Here is a 19,060-nt window from a genome sequence, read left to right as displayed (position 1 = left end):
CCCTATCTCCCCGTAAACCTCGGCGGACGCTTCTCCATGAAGCTCGCGACGCCTTCCCTGAAATCACTCCCGCCCAGCGCCACCATCATCTCCCTGTTGGCCTCGATCGTCGCCTCGGCCAGCGTCTGGAACGGCACCTCGTAGAGCTGGCGCTTGATCACGGCCATGGCGCTCGGCGAGACGAAATCGGCGAGATCGCGCGCGTAAGCATAGGTCTCCTCGCGCAGCTTCTCCGGCGAGCAGAGCCGGTTCACCAGCCCGATCCGCAACGCCTCCTCGCTCGACACGCGCCGCGCGGAGAGCAGGAGGTCCATCGCATTGGCGTGACCGACGATCCGCGGCAGCATCCAGCTGATGCCATGCTCGGCAATCAGGCCGCGCCGCGCGAATGCCGTCGTGAATACGGTGTTGTCGGCAGCAAAGCGCAGATCGCAATAGAGCGCGTGCACGAGGCCGATACCGGCGGTCGCTCCGTTGAGCATGGCGATCACCGGCTTCTTGATCGACGGATAATAACCGTAGCGCGTCTGCCAATCCGGGCGACGGTTCATGTCGAATGGCGGCAGGTTCGTGGCGCGTCTGACGTCGTCGGGATCCAATCCCTTGAGCGCATCCATGTCGGCGCCGGCGCAGAAGGCGCGGCCCGCGCCGGTGAGGATAATGACGCGAACATCGTCGTCGGCATCTGACGCTTCCATCGCGTGGCGCACGTCCCGCTCCATGATCGGCGTCCACGCATTCATGCGGTCCGGGCGATTGAGCGTGATGGTCGCGATCTTGTCGCTCACTTCATAGAGAATGTGCTCGTAACCCATGATGCTCTCCCTTTGCCGGCACGCGTTCGCGCGCGCTCGTTGGCAGCGAGCCTAGCATATCCAGGGATGAGGCAAGGACTTGCGCCAAGGATCCGCGCGAAGGCGCGATCACTCGGCGGCTTGCGCCAGCACCGGCCGGCGCGCGAGCCAGCCGTCGATGAAATGGTCGAGCCAGGCGCGCTCCGCGACATCGTAGACGGCGCGATCCGCGAAGTGATGGTGCCGCTGCCGCGCACCGGGCGCGCTGAAGCCGTCATAGCCGCGCGTGGTCCACCGATACATCATCGCGTAGGTCACATCGGGGTGGAACTGCACGCCGAAAGCATTGCCGGCACGAAACGCCTGCACCGGAAAATCATCGCCTTCGGCGAGCAATTCGGCGCCAACTGGCAGCTCGAATCCCTCACGATGCCAGTGATAGACCTGCGCCGGCCAATGCGGGCAGAGGGCACGGCCCGCAGCGCTCGGCCTGATCGGATAATACCCGATCTGGGTCAGCCCCTCCGCATGCGGGGCGACGCGGGCCCCGAGCTGCATCGCCAGCATCTGCGCACCCAGGCAGATGCCGAGGAACGGCCGCTGCTCGCGCAGCGGAATTTCGATCCAGTCGATCTCGCGTCGAATGTAGTCTTCGTGATCGTTGGCACTCATCGGGCCGCCGAAGATCACGGCACCGGCATGCCGATCGAGCGTCTCAGGCAGGGGATCGCCGAAGCGCGGACGGCGGATATCGAGCCGATGGCCGAGCGCGCGCAGCGCATTGCCGACGCGGCCCGGTGTCGAGCATTCCTGGTGCAAGACGATCAGAACCGGCAGCCGGGTTTCAGAGGCGCCGGCGCGCGGCGCCCTCCGTGGGAAGGCCACCACCTCTGCGCCACCAAACCTGTCCGTCCGGAACAACATGGCCTCTGCGAGTGCTATCGGTTCAGACCGCCAGCATAGCTAAGCGATGGTTAATTTCGTGTGAGTTTGCGCACACACGCCGCCAATCGAGAAAGCAAGCTCCGGGCCACGCCAGACGCTGCGCGGCTTCCTAGTGCCTCTGCCTCTGGAATCGGCTGGTGGCTGCCAGGATGAAGCCGCGCGGGAAGAAGCGCAGCGCGAACGGCACAATCTTGATGCCCAGACCGGGCAGCACTGCCCGTTTGTTGGCCATCAGGCCACGATACGCCTCTCGCGCAACTTCGGCGGCAGAGACGTTGAGAACGGCCGTATCATGTTGCGACCCAACGCCGGCGCGGGCCTGGAATTCGGTCGGCACCGGACCCGGGCAAAGCACGGTGACGCGGACGCCGCGTGGCCCAAGCTCCGCCCGCAATGCTTCGGTGAAGGAGATCACATAGGCCTTGGACGCGTAGTAGACGGCCATGCCGGGACCGGGCAGGAAACCGGCGACCGATCCTACGTTGAGAAGACCGCCCTTGTTCCTGATGAGCTGATCGGCAAAGCGCAGCGACAGATCCGTCAAGGCGCGGACGTTGACATCGACGATGCCGAGCTGCTCGACGCGGTCGCGTTCGATGGCATCGCCGAACACGCCGAAGCCGGCATTGTTGACGAGATGATCGAGCTCGACGCCTTCGGCGGCGAGCGCTGCCGCGATCGTCTCGCCGGCATCCGCGTTCTGGAGGTCACACGGGATCAGGATCGGTTTCTTGCCGCCCTTGGCGGCGAGTTCCGCGGCGAGCGCCTCGAGCCGGTCAGTCCGTCTCGCGGTCAAGGCGAGACGATGCCCGTTGGCGGCAAACACCCGCGCCAGCTCTATCCCGATGCCCGCTGAAGCACCGGTAATCAGCGTCACCCGCTCGGTCACGATTTGCAGTCTCTTGAATTCAAGTTTCTGGCTCCGCAATGGCGGAACGAGAGCATAGGCCGAGCGGAACATGCAAGCGGCACTCGCGGCATGGCCGCTTGAGCGGAACGACAGGCAGTGCTGAAAAACCGTTGATTTGCAGGCGCATCGGCGCGAGCGACGAGCAGATTAAACTTTCGTCATGTGTCCGCAGGCCGCGGTCCACCGAGGCCTGAGCCCCTCAACCGCCGACGACGCTGTCCTTGACCTGGCCACCGGCACGCTCTGCAACTGCGTGCTTCAGCTCGATCCGGTCGCGCTGGGAAATCCCGAGCAGGTCGGAAGCACGCCAGACCACATTGTCCTCGAACTCGCTGACTTGGCCGTCGGCATAGACCAGCTCCCACATCATCTGCACGATGCGCTTGCGGCCGTCTTCGTCGAGCGAGCGCATGATGACGCTGGTGAAGTGATAGAGGTCCACCGCCTCGCCCTCGACCTGGGTGGCGTCGGCGATCAGGCGGTCAGCAGTGCCGCGGTCGAGCCCGAAATGGCTTTCGATCAGGCTATGCAGCTTGCGCTGTTCGGCTCCGCTCGGCTGGCCGTCCAGAGAGACCACGTGGACCAGCAGTGCAGTGGCCGCCAGCCGATAATCGCTGTCGCCAAACGCGCGGTCCGAGGTTTGAGGACCGACAATGTCGGCAATGAATTGACGCAAGCCGTCGAGCATAAGGTCCTACCGAGATCGATGACGCCGCGAGGGACGCGGCCGTTACCAGCATTATATGAGCGGGAAACTCAACCGGCGCAACGTGCGTCAGTTCCGCGCGCTGCATTACGTTTCGGCAATCTGTTCGCCGTCATTCGGGGGCGCGCAAAGCGCGAACCCGGAAGGACGATCCGAATTCACGGTATCTCGTACACCACCATCTTGTCGGCGATGCCGCGCAATGCGGCCTGCTTCTGGATCGGCTTGATCTCACGCTGATTCAGCACTTCCGCCACGGCCGGCGCATCGAGCACCGGGCCGGTGATGTGGATCTCCTGCGCGGTCGACAGGCTCTGCACGCGGGCGGCGATGTTGACGGTTTGGCCGAAATAATCCTGCCGCTCGTTGAGCATGACCGCGAGGCACAGACCTTCATGGATGCCGATCTTGACGATGAGATCGTCGGTGCCGCGCTTCTTGTTGAGCTCATCCATCGCCGCGCGCATGCGCAGGCCGGCGACGATGGCGTGCTCGGGACGGACGAAGGTCGCCATCACGGCATCGCCGATGGTCTTTACCACCGCCCCCTTCTCGGACGAGATGATCTCGAGCAGCGCATGAAAATGCGCGCGCACGAGATCGAAGGCGGCGAGATCGCCGACCCGTTCGTACAGTGCGGTCGATCCCTTCAAATCGGTGAACAGGAAGGTGAGCGAGGTGATCTGGAGCCGTTGGTCGAGGCTGAGATTGTCCGCCTTGAAGACGTCGCGAAACGTCTGGTTCGACAGCATGCGCTTGGCGGTGAGGAACGGCTTGCGCTTGCCGATGAGATGATGGAGCGCCTCGGCCGCGATAAACACCGACGGCAGAACCCGCACGCCGGCCTGGTTCTCCAGCGACAGCCGCAGCGGCCCCGGCCGCATCGTCGTGGTCCCCGTCGGGGCCTGCACCTTGTTGTACATGATGGCGAGCTGCTGGCGATCCTTGGTCGGCTCGCCCTGGACGTCGATGAAATGCGCGGCGTGCGTCACCGGCTCGAAGATGATGACGAAGTCATCAGGCAATTGCAGCGACATGGTCGCCTTCTCGCCGGCCGGCAGCTCCATCGTATCCAGCGTCACTTCGTTGGCCAGCGTCGCAAACGACTCCTTATTGAAATCGACGCCGGAGCTCCAGAACACCTGCTTGAAGTATTCCCAGACCGGTAGCGTATCGGGATCGTGCGCGGCGATGCGACGGACGCGCGGGTTCACCGTGAAGGAGACCTCGACCTGGTCGTCGACCGAGGCCTTGTAGCCGCAAGCGCAGAGCGCGCAGTGATAGTCGTCCGGCTTGAGCGCCTTCAAGGTCGAGTGCGCACCCAGCACGCCGCCACAGCCCGGGCACAGCACGTTCCAGCCGAGATCGAACAGCCCGAGCCGGGCCGCGTGCAGGAACGCCGAGATGACGCGCTCCTCTTCGAGACCGTGCTGGCTGGAGAAATCGAGGACATTGACGCGATTGAGTTCGTGATCCTCGCCGTCTTCGATGAGACGCGCAATCGCATCGGCCACCTTCGGGTCGGCGGTCTGCTTCAGAACGGAAAACTGGGCCTGGATGTCGCTCATGGTGGCTCAATCTAAGGTAAATCACGCCATCGGCCAGACCAGCGCCTGTCACCGACGCGTGATGCGGAACATGGGTGAGTGATCCGGCTGGGTCGTGACGACGCCGAGCGGGATCACGGGAGTCGTGGGATCGACAAGCTCGACGCGAAACGCGCCGATCAGCCGCGCCAGCGCCAGCACCGATTCGGCCTGCGCGAACGGCGCGCCGATGCAGACGCGCGGGCCTGCGCCGAACGGCAGGTAGGCAAAGCGGTCCGGCGCCTCTTTCGACATGAAGCGCTTTGGGACGAATGCGTTCGGCTGATCCCACAACTTCTCGTGCCGGTGCAGCAGCCAGGGCGCGATCATGATGATGTCGCCCTTGCCGATCTCGACACCGGCCGCATTGTCCTTCTCCCGCGCGGCTCGCGCGACCAGGAAGGCGGGCGGATAGAGCCGCATGGTCTCGTCGGTCACGGCGCGGGTGAACTTCTGGCGGTCGATGTCGGCCATGCTGTCGAGATGCTCGCCGCGGGCCTCGAGCGCCACCTCCTCCTGCGTATCAGGATCGAGCGCGAGCAGATAGAGCGCCCAGAACAGCGCGGTCGCCGTCGTCTCGTGACCGGCGAGGATCATGGTCGCGACCTCGTCGACGAGCTGCTCGTCGGAGAAGCCCTTGCCCGTTTCAGGATCGCGCGCCTCGTCCATGAGATCGAACAGGTCGCGCGGCGGCGCACCGTCCTTTTTGCCGGCCGCGCGCCGTTCGGCGATCAGCATCGCGACGAACTCGGTCCAGCGCTTGCGGAAGCGAGCGCGGGCGAAATCCATCGGGCTCGGCCAGGACACCGGCAGCACCATGTCGAGGAGATAGGGCCGCCCCAGCCGCGCGGCATACTCCATGATGAAGTTGCGCAGGGTCGCGCCATGCCGGTCCATGCCGAACGAGAACATCGTGCGCCCAGCGATCTCGAGGGTCATCCGCTGCATCACCTCGCGCAGATCGACCGGCTCGCCGGTCCGCGCGTCGAGCTTGGCAATCGTTTCGTCGAGCACCGCCGTCATGTGCGGAACGAGATTTGCGGTGGCGCGCGGTGTGAAGGCCGGCGCGAGGGTGCGGCGCTGAAACGTCCAGGAATGGCCTTCCGCAATCAGAAGGCCGTCACCGAGCACGGGCCGCAGCATGCGGATGCCGGCCGGCGTGCGCGTATAATTCTCCCAGTTGCTGAGCAAAACGTGCCGGATCGCGTCCGGCTGGTTCAGGATGTAGCTGTTGCGGAAGAAGAAGCGGCCCGCGATGACCTCTTCCTCATAGGCGCGCTGCCCCCAGGTCGCGATCATGTTCTGCCGGATCACCGCGAGACGGGCGAAGAACGACATGTCGTCGGGTGCACGCGGGGGAGCCGGAGGGACGATGGGCCGACGCACGCTGGCGATATTCATGGCTCTCTCCCGCAGGTCTGACGCAGTAAAACAGCTAATAAGTCAGCTCGGCAATCGCAATCCTGTTCTCGGCGGCCGGCCAGGCTCGCGCCACGATCCGTTCTTCGCCGAACTGAGCCACGACGTTACGCCCGATCTCGCTGGACGGAAGCCGCAGGGTTGCTGTCGCATCCGTGGGCACGCCCGGCTTGACGTCGGCCGGTTCCTTGCCATCAAACAGCACAACGTCCCGCGGCAGGCCGAAATAGCCGCGCGGCCGCGACATGATCGCGACGGCTCCCGCATCCTTGTCGGCCGGCCCGATCGGGCGCGCAGGCCGCAGGTGCACGACATCGGACGAGCGCGGAAAGGGCGAGCGATAGATGTGCGTGGTCGGCGCGCCTGGCGAGGCCAGGACGAACTCGAGCGACCAGGCGGGATCGACCTGCGCCGGCCCCCAGCGGCCGTCTGCACCGGTCCTTGCGCTGTACAGCGCGGCACCCTTGCGCTCTCCGGTATCAGGGTCGACACGGAAGACATCGACGGTTGCATCTGCGACCGGGCGATTGGTCGGCGCGCCGCCCGGGGTGCCCGTGACCAGGCCGCTCAGCCTCACGCCCGGCTCCGACACAACCGCGATGCGCGTGGGCTCGCGGCCGGCAATGAACTTGTAGATCTCCCGGAACGCGCGCGGATGAAACGCCACCTCGCGATGATCGAGCGCGCCGAGCACGAGGTTGGTCGCGCCCTTCAGCTCCGGTCCCTCGGCGGTGACGCCGGTCGGCGTGCCGGGCTTGCCGATGAAGCGACCGTCGGGTTGCGCATATTTGTCCATGCCGTCGCTGCGCAGCGTCAGGAAGGTGACGCCCGGCGTCACCTCGCTGTCGCCCTCGTTCAAGCCGCGCAGGAATACGCCGCGGCCGTTGAATTCGTTGTTCGGCTGGTCATCGGTCGCGAACACGCCGTGATTGGGCGTGCCGCAGAGGACGGCGTGGCTGACATCGCCCGCACCGCCGTTCTTGATGACGTTGCGGATCGCATAGCCGCCGCGCGAGCTGCCGACGAGCGCCACGCGCGGCGCGCCGGTCCGGCGCTTCAGTTCAGTGACGGCGGCGGCGAGCTCTCTGCGCTGGTCCTCGGTCGAGGAACGGCTGGTCTGCTCGACCTTGTCGTCGTTGCGCGCCAGCGGATCGGTGAAATTGATCGCCATCATGCGCTCGCGTGCGACGCCGTTGGATTCCATCCGCCAAAGCGTCGTCATCCAGAGCGCGTCGTAGTCGCCATTGCCGTGCACGAACAGGATCGGCGGGATCTCGGCATCTCGCGTGGCGGTCTGGGCCAGGGCACCCACCCGCAAGCTCGCAACCGCGAAAGGCAAGCTGCCAACGCCCTGCAGGATCGTCCGTCGCGACAGCTTCATCTGTTCCTCCCCGGCAAACCATCTCTTTGCACTGGTTATACCGGCCTAACCACTGGACAGCGAAGGACTTTCGCGGGCATCACTGAATTTGCCGGAATCACCCGAGAACTTCTGACACCCGATATGGAAGGGGATATGACCGAGCAGAGGAACCGCCAGAAATTTGCCGGCGACGGCATCGCCGCGCCGTTGCGGTACACCGTATTCCGGCGCATCTGGCTCGCCAGCCTGCTCTCCAATCTCGGCCTGCTGATCCAGGGCGTGGGCGCCGCATGGGCGATGACGCAGATGGCGGCCTCGGCCGACAAGGTGGCGCTGGTGCAGACCGCCTTGATGCTGCCGATCATGTTGATCTCGATGCCCGCCGGCGCCATCGCGGACATGTATGACCGCCGTATCGTCAGCGTGGTTTCGCTGTCGATCGCGCTGATCGGCGCGACCGCGCTCACAGTGCTGGCCGGCTTCAATCTCATCTCCCCCGAATTGCTGCTCGCCTTCTGCTTCGTGGTCGGCAGCGGCAACGCGCTGTTCGGCCCGGCCTGGCAATCTTCGGTCAGCGAGCAGGTGCCGCCCGAAGCATTGGCGTCGGCCGTTGCGCTGAACGGCATCAGCTACAACATCGCGCGCAGCTTCGGCCCCGCGGTCGGCGGCGTCATCGTTGCTTCGCTTGGCGCAGTCGCGGCGTTCGCCTGCAACGCCATCCTCTATCTGCCATTGCTGGTGGTGCTGCTGCTCTGGCGCCGCAACACCGAGCCCTCGCGCCTGCCGCGCGAGAAGCTCAACCGCGCGATGGTCTCGGGCTTCCGCTACATCACCAATTCGCCGCCGATCAAGATCGTGCTGCTGCGCACGCTGGTCATGGGTTTGATCGGCGGTGCCATCATGGCCCTGATGCCGCTGGTCGCGCGCGACCTGCTGCATGGGGGCGCACAGACCTACGGCATCATGCTCGGCGCCTTCGGCATGGGCGCGGTGATCGGCGCGCTCAACATCCACGAGCTGCGCAAGCGCATGAGCGGTGAGGCCGCGATCCGCGCCTGCACCATCTCGATGGCGTTCGCGATGGCCGCCCTCGCAGTGAGCACCGAGCCGGTGCTGACGGCGACTGCGCTGGTTCTGGCCGGCGCGGTCTGGATGGCGGCGATCGCGCTGTTCAACATCGGCGTGCAGCTCTCGGCGCCGCGTTGGGTCGCGGGCCGCTCGCTCGCGGCGTTCCAGGCCTCGATCTCCGGCGGCATCGCGATCGGCGCCTGGGGCTGGGGCCATCTCACCGACTATGCCGGGGTCGAGGTCGCGCTACTGACGGCGGCCGGCCTGATGCTGATCTCGCCGCTGCTCGGCATCTGGCTCACGATGCCGCGCGTCGGCGCCCGCAACGAGGATGCCGACGTGCTGGCCGACCCCGAGGTGAAGCTGTCGCTGACCGGCCGCAGCGGACCGCTCGTGGTCGAGATCGAGTACCGGGTCGCCCAGGAGAACGCGCGCGCCTTCCACAACGTGATGCAGGACGTGCAGCTGTCGCGGCAGCGCAACGGCGCCTATGGCTGGTCGATCGCACGCGACATCGCCGATCCCGAATTATGGACGGAGCGCTACCATTGCCCGACCTGGTTCGATTACCTGCGCCAGCGCAACCGTTCGACCCAGTCCGAACGCGCGCTGCATCAGCAGGCAATCGACTTCCACATCGGCCCCGAGCCGGTGCGGATCCGCCGCATGCTGGAGCGCCCGTTCGGCTCGGTGCGCTGGAAGGATGATACGCCGGACAGTGCGAAGGACGAGGTGCTGCCGGTGGTCGCGACCGCGGCGGGGAGTAGCACTTAGATTTTATCCGTCCGTAGCCCGCATGAGCGGAGCGACATGCGGGTCAAGCGTACCGGATATCGCTGCGCTCATCCGGGCTAGAGGGGATCACTATTGCCCGTGGTCCGTCAGCACCTTTTCGCAGCCCTTGCTCAGCCGGGCACGGTTCTGCTTCAGACAGGCGAGCACGGCGCCGTCGCCATTGTTCATCACGGCGCGGCAGAAGCGCGTGACATCGCGCGCGCAGGCGTCGTGGCCCGGCTGCTGTTGAGCGGACGCGGGCGATGCGCACAGGAGCAAAATGATCGTGAAAAGAAATCTGGCCATCGCGTAATGCCTCTTGCCCGGAACAAGTCGCGGACGAAGCTAGTGCGATGATCCCGGAGCCGCAACGGCTTTGTTGAGGAGCGTCATGTGCCGCCGCGTGGCCCCGGCTTTCGCGCCGGGGCACATCGCGAGGGGAGCTTACCGACGCAACGATGACCGTTGCTTACTGCTGGTCCTGGGCGTCAGCGACCTTGCGCGAGGCGCCCTTGGCGAGGGTCTTGTCCATCACCGCGCGGCAACCGGCACTCAGATCCGAACGATGCTTGATCATGCACGCCGTGATCTTCGGGATGTTGGGGATTTCCGCCGAGCACAGGCGGAAGGCATCGCCGGTGCACATCTGCTGCGCTTCGGACGAGAAGGCGAAGCTCGAGCTGGTCGAGACGATCGAGACGATGGCGGCAAAGCCGAGGGCGAGGCTGGTGTCGCGGATCTTGTTCGTCAGGGACTTGGCAGAATGGCACTTGGCAGAAGAGGGGTTGGCGGAAATGCACTTGGACATTTGAAGCTCCCATTGGCACCGCCGCTGGCGGGCCCGTTGTTGATGGGAGCTACGATGCTCCAGCAAAACCGTTTCCACTGTGATGATGGTCACGACAGGCCGAGTCTCTGTGACCTCAGTCACTTTGGCGCACCTCGCTGAAATTCCTCCGCAACCGCCGTCGCGTTGGTGTCACGTTAACTGTTCCTTCGCATTAATGGTTCGTCGCGCGGGCGTTTCCGCCAGTTTGGTTGCGTAATTGGAAAGAGTAGCGATGCGTAATGCGTTGGGCCTGATGCTGGCCAGTGTAGTTGCGGCGGTCGTGATCGCCGCCGGCGGTTGGTTCTATTATTCCGCGCGCGCCGATCAGGGCGCTCCCAAGACAGTTGCCGCCCGTGCCGCCGATCCATTGCCGGCACAGGCGAAGCTCGCCGCCAAGGATGATGTCGAGACCACTGCGGCCGTCGCGGCCAAGCCGGCGGCAGCCACTCCTGCGCCCGCGCCCGCCATGCCAGTGCAGCAGAAGCAGGTCTGTGCCAATCCGAACGCGCTTGGCGTTGCCCGCGTGGTCGAGATCGACACCACGGGCGGTCCCGGCTTCGGCTTCGAGCACTTCAAGCAATTCGACTTCCTCACCGAGAAGGAGGTCGTGCTGACCTTCGACGACGGTCCGTGGCCCGTCAACACGCCCGCGGTGCTGAAGGCGCTCGCGGATGAATGCACCAAGGGCCTGTTCTTCTCCGTCGGCAAGCACGCGACCTATCATCCGGAAATCCTGAAGCAGGTGCTGGCCCAGGGCCACACGGTCGGCACGCACACCTGGTCGCATGTCAACCTGAACAGCAAGAAGCTGACGGAGCAACAGGTCAAGGACGAGGTCGAGAAGGGCTTCAGCGCGGTGAGATTCGCGCTCGGCACCAACCCGGCGCCGTTCTTCCGATTCCCGCAGCTTCAGCACAACCCGGCGATGGTGGCCTATTTCGGCACCCGCAACGTCGCGATGTTCTCGACCGAGATCGACTCCTTCGACTTCAGGAAGGGCGCGACGCCGGAGAAGATCGTCGAGACCGTGATGACCAGGCTCGACAAGCTCGGCAAGGGCATCATCCTGATGCACGATTTCCAGAAGAACACCGGCCTGGCGTTGCCGACGCTGCTCGCGCGGCTCAAGGCCGGGGGCTACAAGGTCGTGCAGATGAAGGCCAAGACGAGCCTCCAGACGCTGCCGGAATATGACGAGGCGCTGATGAAGGACATGAAGGTGCCGACCGCCGGCACGAATGCGCGTCCGATCTCGAGCGTGGTGCAGACGGTTTCGCAGTAACTCAGACCACCAATTCAAATGCGCATGGCCGGGCTTTTCGCCCGGCCATTTGCGTTGAGCGAGCGGCTTACCAATAGATGCCGTGACGATGCAGTTCGCTGATGATGCGGCGCTCGGTCCAGCTGCGCTTGTGCTTCGGCTTGTCCGTCCTTGCCGCGCTTTTGACAGCAGGCTTGGTCGCAGTGACGGGCGCGGGAGTCGTCGTGGGCGTGGTCACCGTCGGAGCGGTCGCCGGAAGCGGCGCGGAGAGCGACACCGCCGGCGGACGATCGGAATATTTTGGAGCGTCCGTAGCTGGCGCGGCTTCGCTCACCTGCGTCGTGACAGTGGCAACCGACGTCGCCGTTTGCGGAGCGGGGCTCTGTTCGCCTGCCGCGGCCAAGGACAGACTGCGTGAGCCGCCTGCCTGGGCAGACGCAGAAGCCACGAGCATGACGGCAACCAGAATGATCTTGCGCATGTGAAGTCTCCCCGTGTTTTGTGACCAAGACGTTAGGGGAGACATGTCTGAGGTTATGTGATCGCGATCACCCGGCTGAACGAGCCTTCATGAAGGCCGACGCGCTGGTCGAAACGCCGCGTTTGCGGGACCGGCTGAACCTGTCTCTTCGGGCCGGACAAACGGGGCGCTGGTGCCGCAAGAGGGATTCGAACCCCCGACCCCGTCATTACGAATGACGTGCTCTACCGACTGAGCTATTGCGGCGAACCCTGCCGGAGACCGGACGATACCGGCCCCGATACGCGCGCTCCTGATATCGGGCACGGCCCGAATTGGCAAGGACAAGCGGGAGGCGAAATCGCCTCACGCGCCCCAGCGGGACCAGAAACCGCGCCAGCCGCCGGCCTGGGCCTTCGGCGTGCCGATTTGTTCCGTAAATTCATCGGTCGGGCCGTCGTCGTCGATCCCGGGATCATCCGGTGCGCGGACGATCGGGATGATGGCCTGGATTGGTGCCGGGGCCGGCTTGCCGAGGTCAGCCCGGGTTCGGAAGACCGGCGTTGCCGCTGGCGGCGATGATTCGGCGGGCGCCGGAGCCGGATCGGCCGGCTCGGCGGGCGTGACCATCGGCTCTTCCTTTGGCGCCTCCTTCGCGGCTTCCTTTGGCGTCTCCTTGGCCTCAGGGGGCGAATTGTCCTGGGCGGCCGGTGTCGGGGCCGGAGCCGCCACTGCCGGTTCCACCGGGATGTCGCTTGCGGGTGCCGCCACCCGCTTCGGCGGCGGGGCGGCCAGCATGGCTTCCTCGAACGCCGAGGATTCGATCATCGCGCCCCTGTCCGAGGGCAGGCTCGCGACCGGCGTCTGCCACTGGAACGCATCGAGGCGGCCGGTGACCGGAGAGACCGGTCGCCAGCGCTCGCTGACATAGCCGTCCGCGGTCCAGGCGGGATCGAGGCGCGCGCGCACCGCGCGCAAGGTCCAGGCGCGGGCGCGGCCGCCGTCGCCATGCTCGGTGCGCTCGATCTCGGCCATCAGCAGCGCAACGCGCTGGGTCGGATCCTTGAGATAAGGCGCGAGCACCTCGCGCGCGCGGGCGAACTCCGAGGCGTCGATGGCAGCGCGTGCGATCGCGAGCTGGCCTTCGAAATGGCCGGGCTTGTCGGCCGGCGTCTTCGCGGCGAGGGTCTCGACCCGTTGCAGGCGGTGCCAGGCGGTATCGCCGAGCTTCACATGCGCATAGGCATCCGCGAGATCGGGGTGCGGATTGGCGAGCCAGGCGGCTTCCACCAGCTTCATGGCGCGGCGCACCTGATGCGCCTCGCTCTCGAATTTCGCCGCGAGCACCGCCGCCGGCACCAGGGTCGGTGCGAGCTTGACCGCCTCCATCGCGCTCTCGCGCGCGACGTCGCGGTCCATCGTTTCCAGTTCCAGCGCGCGCGCGGTGAGCAGGACGCCGCGCTGCCGGCGATAGGTCTGCTTGTCGATCTGCCCCGCGCGCAGATTCGAGTCGAGAATCGTGAGTGCGCCGCTCCAGTCCCCGCGCGCGCAGCGGAAGCCGAGCACCGCATGAGAAGCCCAGGTCGAGGACGGCGACAGCTTGATCGCTTCCTCCGCGATCATCACCGCGCCGACCGCATCGTCGGCGCGCTGCGCCTCGATGAACAGGCCGCGCAGGCCGAGCAGCCGTGTATCCTCGCGCTCGGCCATGACGCGGAAGACGCGCTGCGCCTCGTCGCGATTGCCTTCGAGCTGCGCCGACTGCGCGTGCAGCAGCAGCGCGAGCGGATCGTTCGGCGCATGCCGCCGCGCCGCGTCGGCGTGACGGCGGGCGAGCCCAGGATCGCCGTGACCGATGGCGAGAAGGCCGTGGGTGATGGCGTGGCGTCCCCGCGCCTGGCGCTTTTCGTGGCGACGGCGACGCAGGCGCCCGGGCGTGCGCCAGATCGTCGTCAGAATGCTCCAGACCAGCACGACGGCTGCGGCAAACAGGCCAAGCAGGAACACGAACCTGGGAAGCGTCGTCGAGATTCGGAAACCACCCGCGGTCAGCACGAGATCGCCGGGCTGATCGGCAACCCAGGCCGCGCCGGCCGCCGCCAGTGCGATCAGGACGAGAAAGAGGACGATGCGAAGCATGGCGATCCCTATACGCGCCGATTGTTGCGCGACCCTTTACTGAGGAGGCTTGACCGGATCAGACTTGACAGAGTCAGGCTTGGCGAGATCCGCCATGGCATCGTCGGCGAATTTGCGGGACGCGGCGAGCGCGGCTTCGCGGGCATCGGCCTTGTCGAGCCAGGCTTGCGCCGGGGCACGATCGGCCTCGGGCAGAGTCTTCAGCTCGCGCCGCGCTTCCGCGAAATCGTTGCGGAGCGCAGCCGCCGTCACGCGCGCAACGATGGCGCCGCGATCGTTGCCGGCCCTGTCGGTGCGCTCGATGCGAACGAGTTTTGACGCTCCCGCCTGGAGACGCTCGACGATGCCGGCGTCGCTCGCCGGAGCTTCCGCCGGCGGCGACAGCTTCGGCACGATGTTGAGGAGCTCGCGGCTCAATGCGACCGGCGTCGGAATGCCGGACGACGCAAACGCGTCGAGCGGCTTCAGCATGTCCGGCTTGGCCGCAAGCGACCGCGCCGCAATCAGTTGCGATTGATAGGGATCGCCGTGGCGAACGGCGACGTCGAGCAGGGCCGCCGCCACCACGTTGCGCAGCGGCCTGTCGTCCACCGTCATGGCGGCGGCGATCTTCTCGCCCTGCTGTGCGAGCTCGGCGCGCTCCGTCTTGCTCGCGCGCTCGAGCTGGGCGATGCGGTCGAGGACAGCGGCAAGATCAGGTGCTGCGGCAGGCGCCGCCGCTTTCACGTCGTTGAGGGCGCTCGCGGTCCTGTCGGACTGCGCACGCAAACTGGCCATGTCGCTGCGCAGGCTGCTTGCGGATTTCTCCAGCGCGTCGATCCGCGCCGCCATGGCCGGATCGGCTGCGGGCTTGCCGGCCTTGGCTTCTACTGCGGCTATGCGTGCGCTCAGCGCATCGACGGACGCACTGGTGACCTGCGGCGCGGCGGGCGGCGCCTGCACCGCGGGCCAGCCCAGCATCCAGCCCACCGCGATCACGACTGCCGCTGCGGCGGCGCCGGAGAATGGCGCAACGACCCAGGGGGAAATCGGCGCCGACACGGGTGCGGCCGCTACGGAAACCTGCTCCTCTGCAGACTCGGACTGAGGCTCGGCCTTGATCTCTTCCGATCCCGGTTCTTCGACCCTGGCCTGCTCCTGCGCGGCATGCTCGGGCGCCTCAGGCTCGCCCGCGACCTGCTGCGGCTGGGTCGAGACTTCCGTCGCCTCAAGATCGATGGTGGGCGGGGTGCGCCTGGCACGACCCTCGTCGGGCGCCAATCCAGCGTCTTCAGGCTTGTCGTCGGCCATCGTGACGGTTCCTCACACTTCCATACCAGGTGAACAAGATTGCGTCGGATTCGGCCAGACCTCTTACGCCAAACGGGTGCGCAACGCACGCTCCAAGGTGTCGAATAAGGCACTTTCGTCCGGCGTTGCGGCCACCAGAACCTGTGACGCGCCGGCGTCGCGCAGCACGCTCGCAACGGTCGCGGACAGGCAGCAATGGGGGATAGCCAGCGCCGAAATTTCGACGCCTTCGTCACGCGCCGCATCCAGAAACGCTCGTGCGCTGCGCCGGGAGTAGTGCAGCACCGCCTCGACCGCGTGGGCGGCAAAGGCCTCGCAAACCTCACGCGGCAGATGCGTGACCGGCGCCATGCGATAGGTCGTCTGCGTGACCACACGGAACCCCTCGGCACCGAGTTCGCCGCCGAGGTCGCGCGACAGATCCGCGCCGGCGAGATACAGCAGTGCGCTCTTCTTTTTCAGTACCTTGTCGCGCGCGCTCTGCATCACCTTGTCGCGCAAGGAAGCAGCATCGCCGCCGGCGACAATCACCTCGGTAAAACCGGCCGCGCGCGCCGCAGCAGCCGTATGCTCGCCGACCGCAAACAAAGGCAGCTCCAGGAGATCGAGACCCGGCATTTGCGGCGCGAGGCCGCGGATCGCGTTGGCTGACGTGACGAGAACGGCCCCATAGGGAGCCTCACTCTCGCCAAGGAATGCGACCGGCTCGAACTTGAGCACCGGGGCCAGCAGCACAGCATGGCCGCGCGCGCGCAGGCTTTCCGCCGTCGCCTCATTGTCGGGATGCGGCCGTGTGACAAGAATGGACATCGCTGCTGTTCCCGAACCACGTGGCGGACGCATTGACCTGGACGGCCGCGCGTCACGATTGCGCAAGCCGACCTCGGGATGCTACCGGACGTACCAGAACTCTGCTTTATGGATGAGCGCAAGGGCGCAAATTGGATAACAATTCGCCAATGCTGGTGCTGGGCATAGAAACCACCTGCGACGAAACCGCGGCTGCCGTGATCGAGCGCGCGCCTGACGGCAGCGGCAAGATCCTGTCCAACATCGTGAGGTCGCAGGTCGAGGAGCATGCCCGCTTCGGCGGCGTCGTGCCGGAGATCGCGGCCCGAGCTCATGTCGATCTGCTCGACGGCATCATCGATCGCGCCATGCGTGAGGCCGGCATCGGCTTCGCCCAACTGAGCGGCGTCGCAGCCGCCGCGGGACCCGGCCTGATCGGCGGCGTCATCGTCGGGCTCACCACCGCAAAGGCGATCGCGATGGTGCACGACACGCCGCTGATCGCGGTGAACCATCTCGAAGCGCATGCGCTGACGCCTCGGCTCACCGATGGGATCGAATTTCCCTATTGCCTCTTCCTCGCCTCCGGCGGCCATACCCAGATCGTCGCAGTCACCGGCGTCGGCCAATATGTACGGCTCGGCACCACGGTCGACGACGCGATCGGCGAGGCCTTCGACAAGGTCGCGAAGATGCTGGGGCTGCCCTATCCCGGCGGGCCGCAGGTGGAACGCGCTGCGGCAGCCGGCGACGCCACGCGCTTTGCGTTTCCTCGGCCGATGCAGGGACGCCCCGATGCCAATTTCTCGCTGTCGGGATTGAAGACGGCGGTGCGCACCGAAGCGAGCCGGCTGGCTGAGCTCACGCCGCAGGACGTCAACGATCTCTGCGCGAGTTTTCAGGCCGCCGTGCTCGACTCGATCGCCGACAGGCTCAGCGTCGGCCTCAGGCTTTTCCGCGAAAGGTTCGGCGCGCCGCACGCACTCGTCGCTGCCGGCGGCGTCGCCGCCAATCAGGCGATCCGCAGCGCTCTCGATGACGTCGCGAATCAAGCGCAGACGCAACTGATCGTGCCGCCGCCCGCGCTCTGCACCGACAACGGCGCAATGATCGCATGGGCCGGCGCCGAACGCCTCGCGCTCGGCCTGACCGACACGATGGAAGCGCAGCCGCGCGCACGATGGCTGCTCGACGCCAACGCGACGGCGCCCGCCGGTTACGGCAAGACGCGGGCGGGATTCTAGCGATGTCGGCGTTCGACTCCGTCGCGGTGATCGGCGCCGGCGCCTGGGGCACGGCGCTGGCGACCGTTGCAGCGCGAGCCGGGCGTACCGTGACGCTGTGGGCACGCAACACCGAACATGCGAGGCGGATCGCATCGACACGCGACAATCCGCGGCTGCCGGGCGTCCAGCTTGCGCCTGACATCGTCGTGACGAGCGATCTTTCTCTCGCGGCGCGCGCGGACATGCTGCTGATTGCGACACCGGCGCAACATTTGCGCGGCGCCGTCAACATGCTGGTATCGCATCTGGCAAGGCCGGTGCCGATCGTCGCCTGCGCCAAGGGGATCGAGCACGGCACCCACAAGTTCATGACCGACGTGATCGCCGAGGCCGCACCGCACGCGCAACCGGCCATCCTGTCGGGCCCGAGCTTCGCCGACGACGTCGCGCGCGGCCTGCCGACGGCGGTGACCCTGGCAGCAAGCGATGAGACGCTGGCGAGCGCGCTCGTGCTGGCACTGGGCTCGCCGACGTTCCGGCCCTATCACTCCACGGACATCCGGGGTGTCGAGATCGGCGGTGCGGCCAAGAACGTGCTGGCAATCGCGGTGGGCATCGCGGTCGGGCGCAAGCTCGGCGCCTCGGCCCAGGCTGCGCTCACGACCCGCGGCTTTGCGGAGTTGACGCGTCTTGGCCGCGCGCTCGGCGCGCGCAGCGAGACGCTCACCGGCTTGTCGGGTCTCGGCGATTTGATCCTGACCTGCTCGAGCCCGCAATCGCGCAACTTCGCGCTCGGGCTCGCGCTGGGACGCGGCGAGCAGCCTCCCGCCGGCAAGCTCGCCGAGGGCGAGTTCACGGCACCCGTGCTGATCGAACTCGCAGCTTCGCAACACATCGAGTTGCCGGTATCAGAGGCGGTCGCGGCGATCCTGAGCGGCCGCCGCACGATCGACGCCGCGATCTCGGCGCTGATGACGCGCCCCTTCAAGGCAGAGGAATAAGCATGGCGTACTGGCTCGTGAAATCCGAACCGTCGGTGTGGTCCTGGGACCAGCAGGTCGCGAAAGGCGCCAAGGGCGAGGCCTGGACCGGCGTGCGCAATTTCACCGCGCGCCAGAACCTCGTGAACATGAAGAAGGGTGACAAGGCGTTCTTCTATCATTCCAACGAGGGCAAGGAGATCGTCGGGATCGCGGAGGTCATCAAGGAGGCCTATCCGGATCCGACCGACAAGACCAGTAAATTCGTCTGCGTCGACATCAAGGCCGACAAGCCCCTGGCGACGCCGGTGACGATGGCCGCGGTCAAGGCCGAGAAGAAGCTCGCCGACATGGCGCTCGTGAAATATTCACGCCTGTCGGTGCAGCCGGTGACGGCGGAGGAGTGGAAACTCGTCTGCAAGATGGGCGGGGTGTAGATCACCGCCGCCGTAGCCCGGATGAGCGCAGCGACATCCGGGATCACTCCACCCGCATATCGCTACGCTCATGCGGGCTACGAT

At 66.1% G+C, this 19,060-nt stretch carries 18 protein-coding genes and 1 tRNA gene; 5 read left to right on the top strand and 14 right to left on the bottom strand.

Annotated elements, in window-relative coordinates:
* Positions 1 to 2: 2 nt before the first annotated feature.
* The 7 genes from AX729_RS13650 to AX729_RS13620 all read right to left on the bottom strand — a co-directional run bounded on the left by AX729_RS13650 (position 3) and on the right by AX729_RS13620 (position 7,741).
* A complete protein-coding gene (locus tag AX729_RS13650; RefSeq protein WP_061023785.1) occupies positions 3 to 815 on the bottom strand; it encodes an enoyl-CoA hydratase in 813 nt (270 codons plus the stop codon).
* 108 nt (positions 816 to 923) lie between these two features.
* Positions 924 to 1,718, bottom strand: a complete 795-nt coding sequence (locus AX729_RS13645; protein WP_061023783.1) for a glutamine amidotransferase — start codon at positions 1,716 to 1,718, stop codon at positions 924 to 926.
* A gap of 130 nt (positions 1,719 to 1,848) precedes the next feature.
* Positions 1,849 to 2,628, bottom strand: a complete 780-nt coding sequence (locus AX729_RS13640) for an SDR family NAD(P)-dependent oxidoreductase (protein ID WP_061023858.1) — start codon at positions 2,626 to 2,628, stop codon at positions 1,849 to 1,851.
* Between the two features lie 220 nt (positions 2,629 to 2,848).
* Positions 2,849 to 3,337, bottom strand: a complete 489-nt coding sequence (locus AX729_RS13635; RefSeq protein ID WP_061023781.1) for a tellurite resistance TerB family protein — start codon at positions 3,335 to 3,337, stop codon at positions 2,849 to 2,851.
* A gap of 176 nt (positions 3,338 to 3,513) precedes the next feature.
* The gene (locus AX729_RS13630) at positions 3,514 to 4,923 is read right to left on the bottom strand and encodes an adenylate/guanylate cyclase domain-containing protein (RefSeq protein WP_061023779.1); all 1,410 of its coding nucleotides are present in this window, start codon (positions 4,921 to 4,923) and stop codon (positions 3,514 to 3,516) included.
* 48 nt (positions 4,924 to 4,971) lie between these two features.
* Positions 4,972 to 6,342, bottom strand: a complete 1,371-nt coding sequence (locus AX729_RS13625; RefSeq protein WP_061023777.1) for a cytochrome P450 — start codon at positions 6,340 to 6,342, stop codon at positions 4,972 to 4,974.
* A gap of 34 nt (positions 6,343 to 6,376) precedes the next feature.
* Positions 6,377 to 7,741 (bottom strand): hydrolase, encoded by a 1,365-nt coding sequence (locus AX729_RS13620; protein ID WP_061023776.1) that lies wholly within the window; start codon positions 7,739 to 7,741, stop codon positions 6,377 to 6,379.
* A 135-nt stretch (positions 7,742 to 7,876) separates the two neighbouring features.
* On the opposite strand from AX729_RS13620, the gene AX729_RS13615 reads away from it, so the two are divergent.
* Positions 7,877 to 9,565 (top strand): MFS transporter, encoded by a 1,689-nt coding sequence (locus AX729_RS13615; protein ID WP_061023856.1) that lies wholly within the window; start codon positions 7,877 to 7,879, stop codon positions 9,563 to 9,565.
* Between the two features lie 90 nt (positions 9,566 to 9,655).
* On the opposite strand, the gene AX729_RS13610 is transcribed toward AX729_RS13615, so the two are convergent.
* Positions 9,656 to 9,871, bottom strand: coding sequence for a hypothetical protein (locus AX729_RS13610; RefSeq protein ID WP_061023773.1), 216 nt, complete (start codon positions 9,869 to 9,871; stop codon positions 9,656 to 9,658).
* A gap of 163 nt (positions 9,872 to 10,034) precedes the next feature.
* Positions 10,035 to 10,373 carry a hypothetical protein gene (locus tag AX729_RS13605; protein WP_061023772.1) on the bottom strand — a complete coding sequence of 113 codons (339 nt, stop codon included), beginning with the start codon at positions 10,371 to 10,373 and terminating at the stop codon, positions 10,035 to 10,037.
* Positions 10,374 to 10,626: 253 nt separating this feature from the next.
* Here AX729_RS13605 and AX729_RS13600 point away from each other — a divergent pair, with 253 nt between their 5' ends.
* Complete coding sequence (locus tag AX729_RS13600; RefSeq protein WP_061023770.1) at positions 10,627 to 11,676, top strand: polysaccharide deacetylase family protein; 1,050 nt, start codon at positions 10,627 to 10,629, stop codon at positions 11,674 to 11,676.
* A 67-nt stretch (positions 11,677 to 11,743) separates the two neighbouring features.
* On the opposite strand, the gene AX729_RS13595 is transcribed toward AX729_RS13600, so the two are convergent.
* The 5 genes from AX729_RS13595 to AX729_RS13575 all read right to left on the bottom strand — a co-directional run bounded on the left by AX729_RS13595 (position 11,744) and on the right by AX729_RS13575 (position 16,354).
* A complete protein-coding gene (locus AX729_RS13595; protein WP_061023768.1) occupies positions 11,744 to 12,136 on the bottom strand; it encodes a hypothetical protein in 393 nt (130 codons plus the stop codon).
* A 170-nt stretch (positions 12,137 to 12,306) separates the two neighbouring features.
* Positions 12,307 to 12,382 (bottom strand) — tRNA-Thr (locus AX729_RS13590).
* 99 nt (positions 12,383 to 12,481) lie between these two features.
* Entirely contained in the window at positions 12,482 to 14,254 is a 1,773-nt protein-coding gene (locus AX729_RS13585; protein ID WP_061023766.1) for a heme biosynthesis protein HemY, read from the bottom strand.
* 36 nt (positions 14,255 to 14,290) lie between these two features.
* Positions 14,291 to 15,544, bottom strand: a complete 1,254-nt coding sequence (locus AX729_RS13580) for a COG4223 family protein (protein WP_061023764.1) — start codon at positions 15,542 to 15,544, stop codon at positions 14,291 to 14,293.
* 63 nt (positions 15,545 to 15,607) lie between these two features.
* Complete coding sequence (locus tag AX729_RS13575) at positions 15,608 to 16,354, bottom strand: uroporphyrinogen-III synthase (RefSeq protein WP_061023762.1); 747 nt, start codon at positions 16,352 to 16,354, stop codon at positions 15,608 to 15,610.
* Between the two features lie 149 nt (positions 16,355 to 16,503).
* Here AX729_RS13575 and tsaD point away from each other — a divergent pair, with 149 nt between their 5' ends.
* Genes tsaD through AX729_RS13560 form a run of 3 tightly spaced genes read left to right on the top strand, consistent with a single transcriptional unit; the run spans position 16,504 to position 18,976 of the window.
* Entirely contained in the window at positions 16,504 to 17,577 is a 1,074-nt protein-coding gene (gene tsaD / locus AX729_RS13570; protein ID WP_061023760.1) for a tRNA (adenosine(37)-N6)-threonylcarbamoyltransferase complex transferase subunit TsaD, read from the top strand.
* Positions 17,578 to 17,579: 2 nt separating this feature from the next.
* A complete protein-coding gene (locus AX729_RS13565; RefSeq protein ID WP_061023758.1) occupies positions 17,580 to 18,560 on the top strand; it encodes an NAD(P)H-dependent glycerol-3-phosphate dehydrogenase in 981 nt (326 codons plus the stop codon).
* Positions 18,561 to 18,562: 2 nt separating this feature from the next.
* The gene (locus tag AX729_RS13560) at positions 18,563 to 18,976 is read left to right on the top strand and encodes an EVE domain-containing protein (protein ID WP_061023757.1); all 414 of its coding nucleotides are present in this window, start codon (positions 18,563 to 18,565) and stop codon (positions 18,974 to 18,976) included.
* Positions 18,977 to 19,060: the final 84 nt, after the last annotated feature.

This window comes from Bradyrhizobium sp. CCH5-F6 (genome assembly GCF_001556045.1).
Lineage (GTDB): Bacteria > Pseudomonadota > Alphaproteobacteria > Rhizobiales > Xanthobacteraceae > Bradyrhizobium.
Note: the sequence above shows the minus strand (reverse complement) of the source record. Positions and strands in the feature narration are given on the sequence as shown.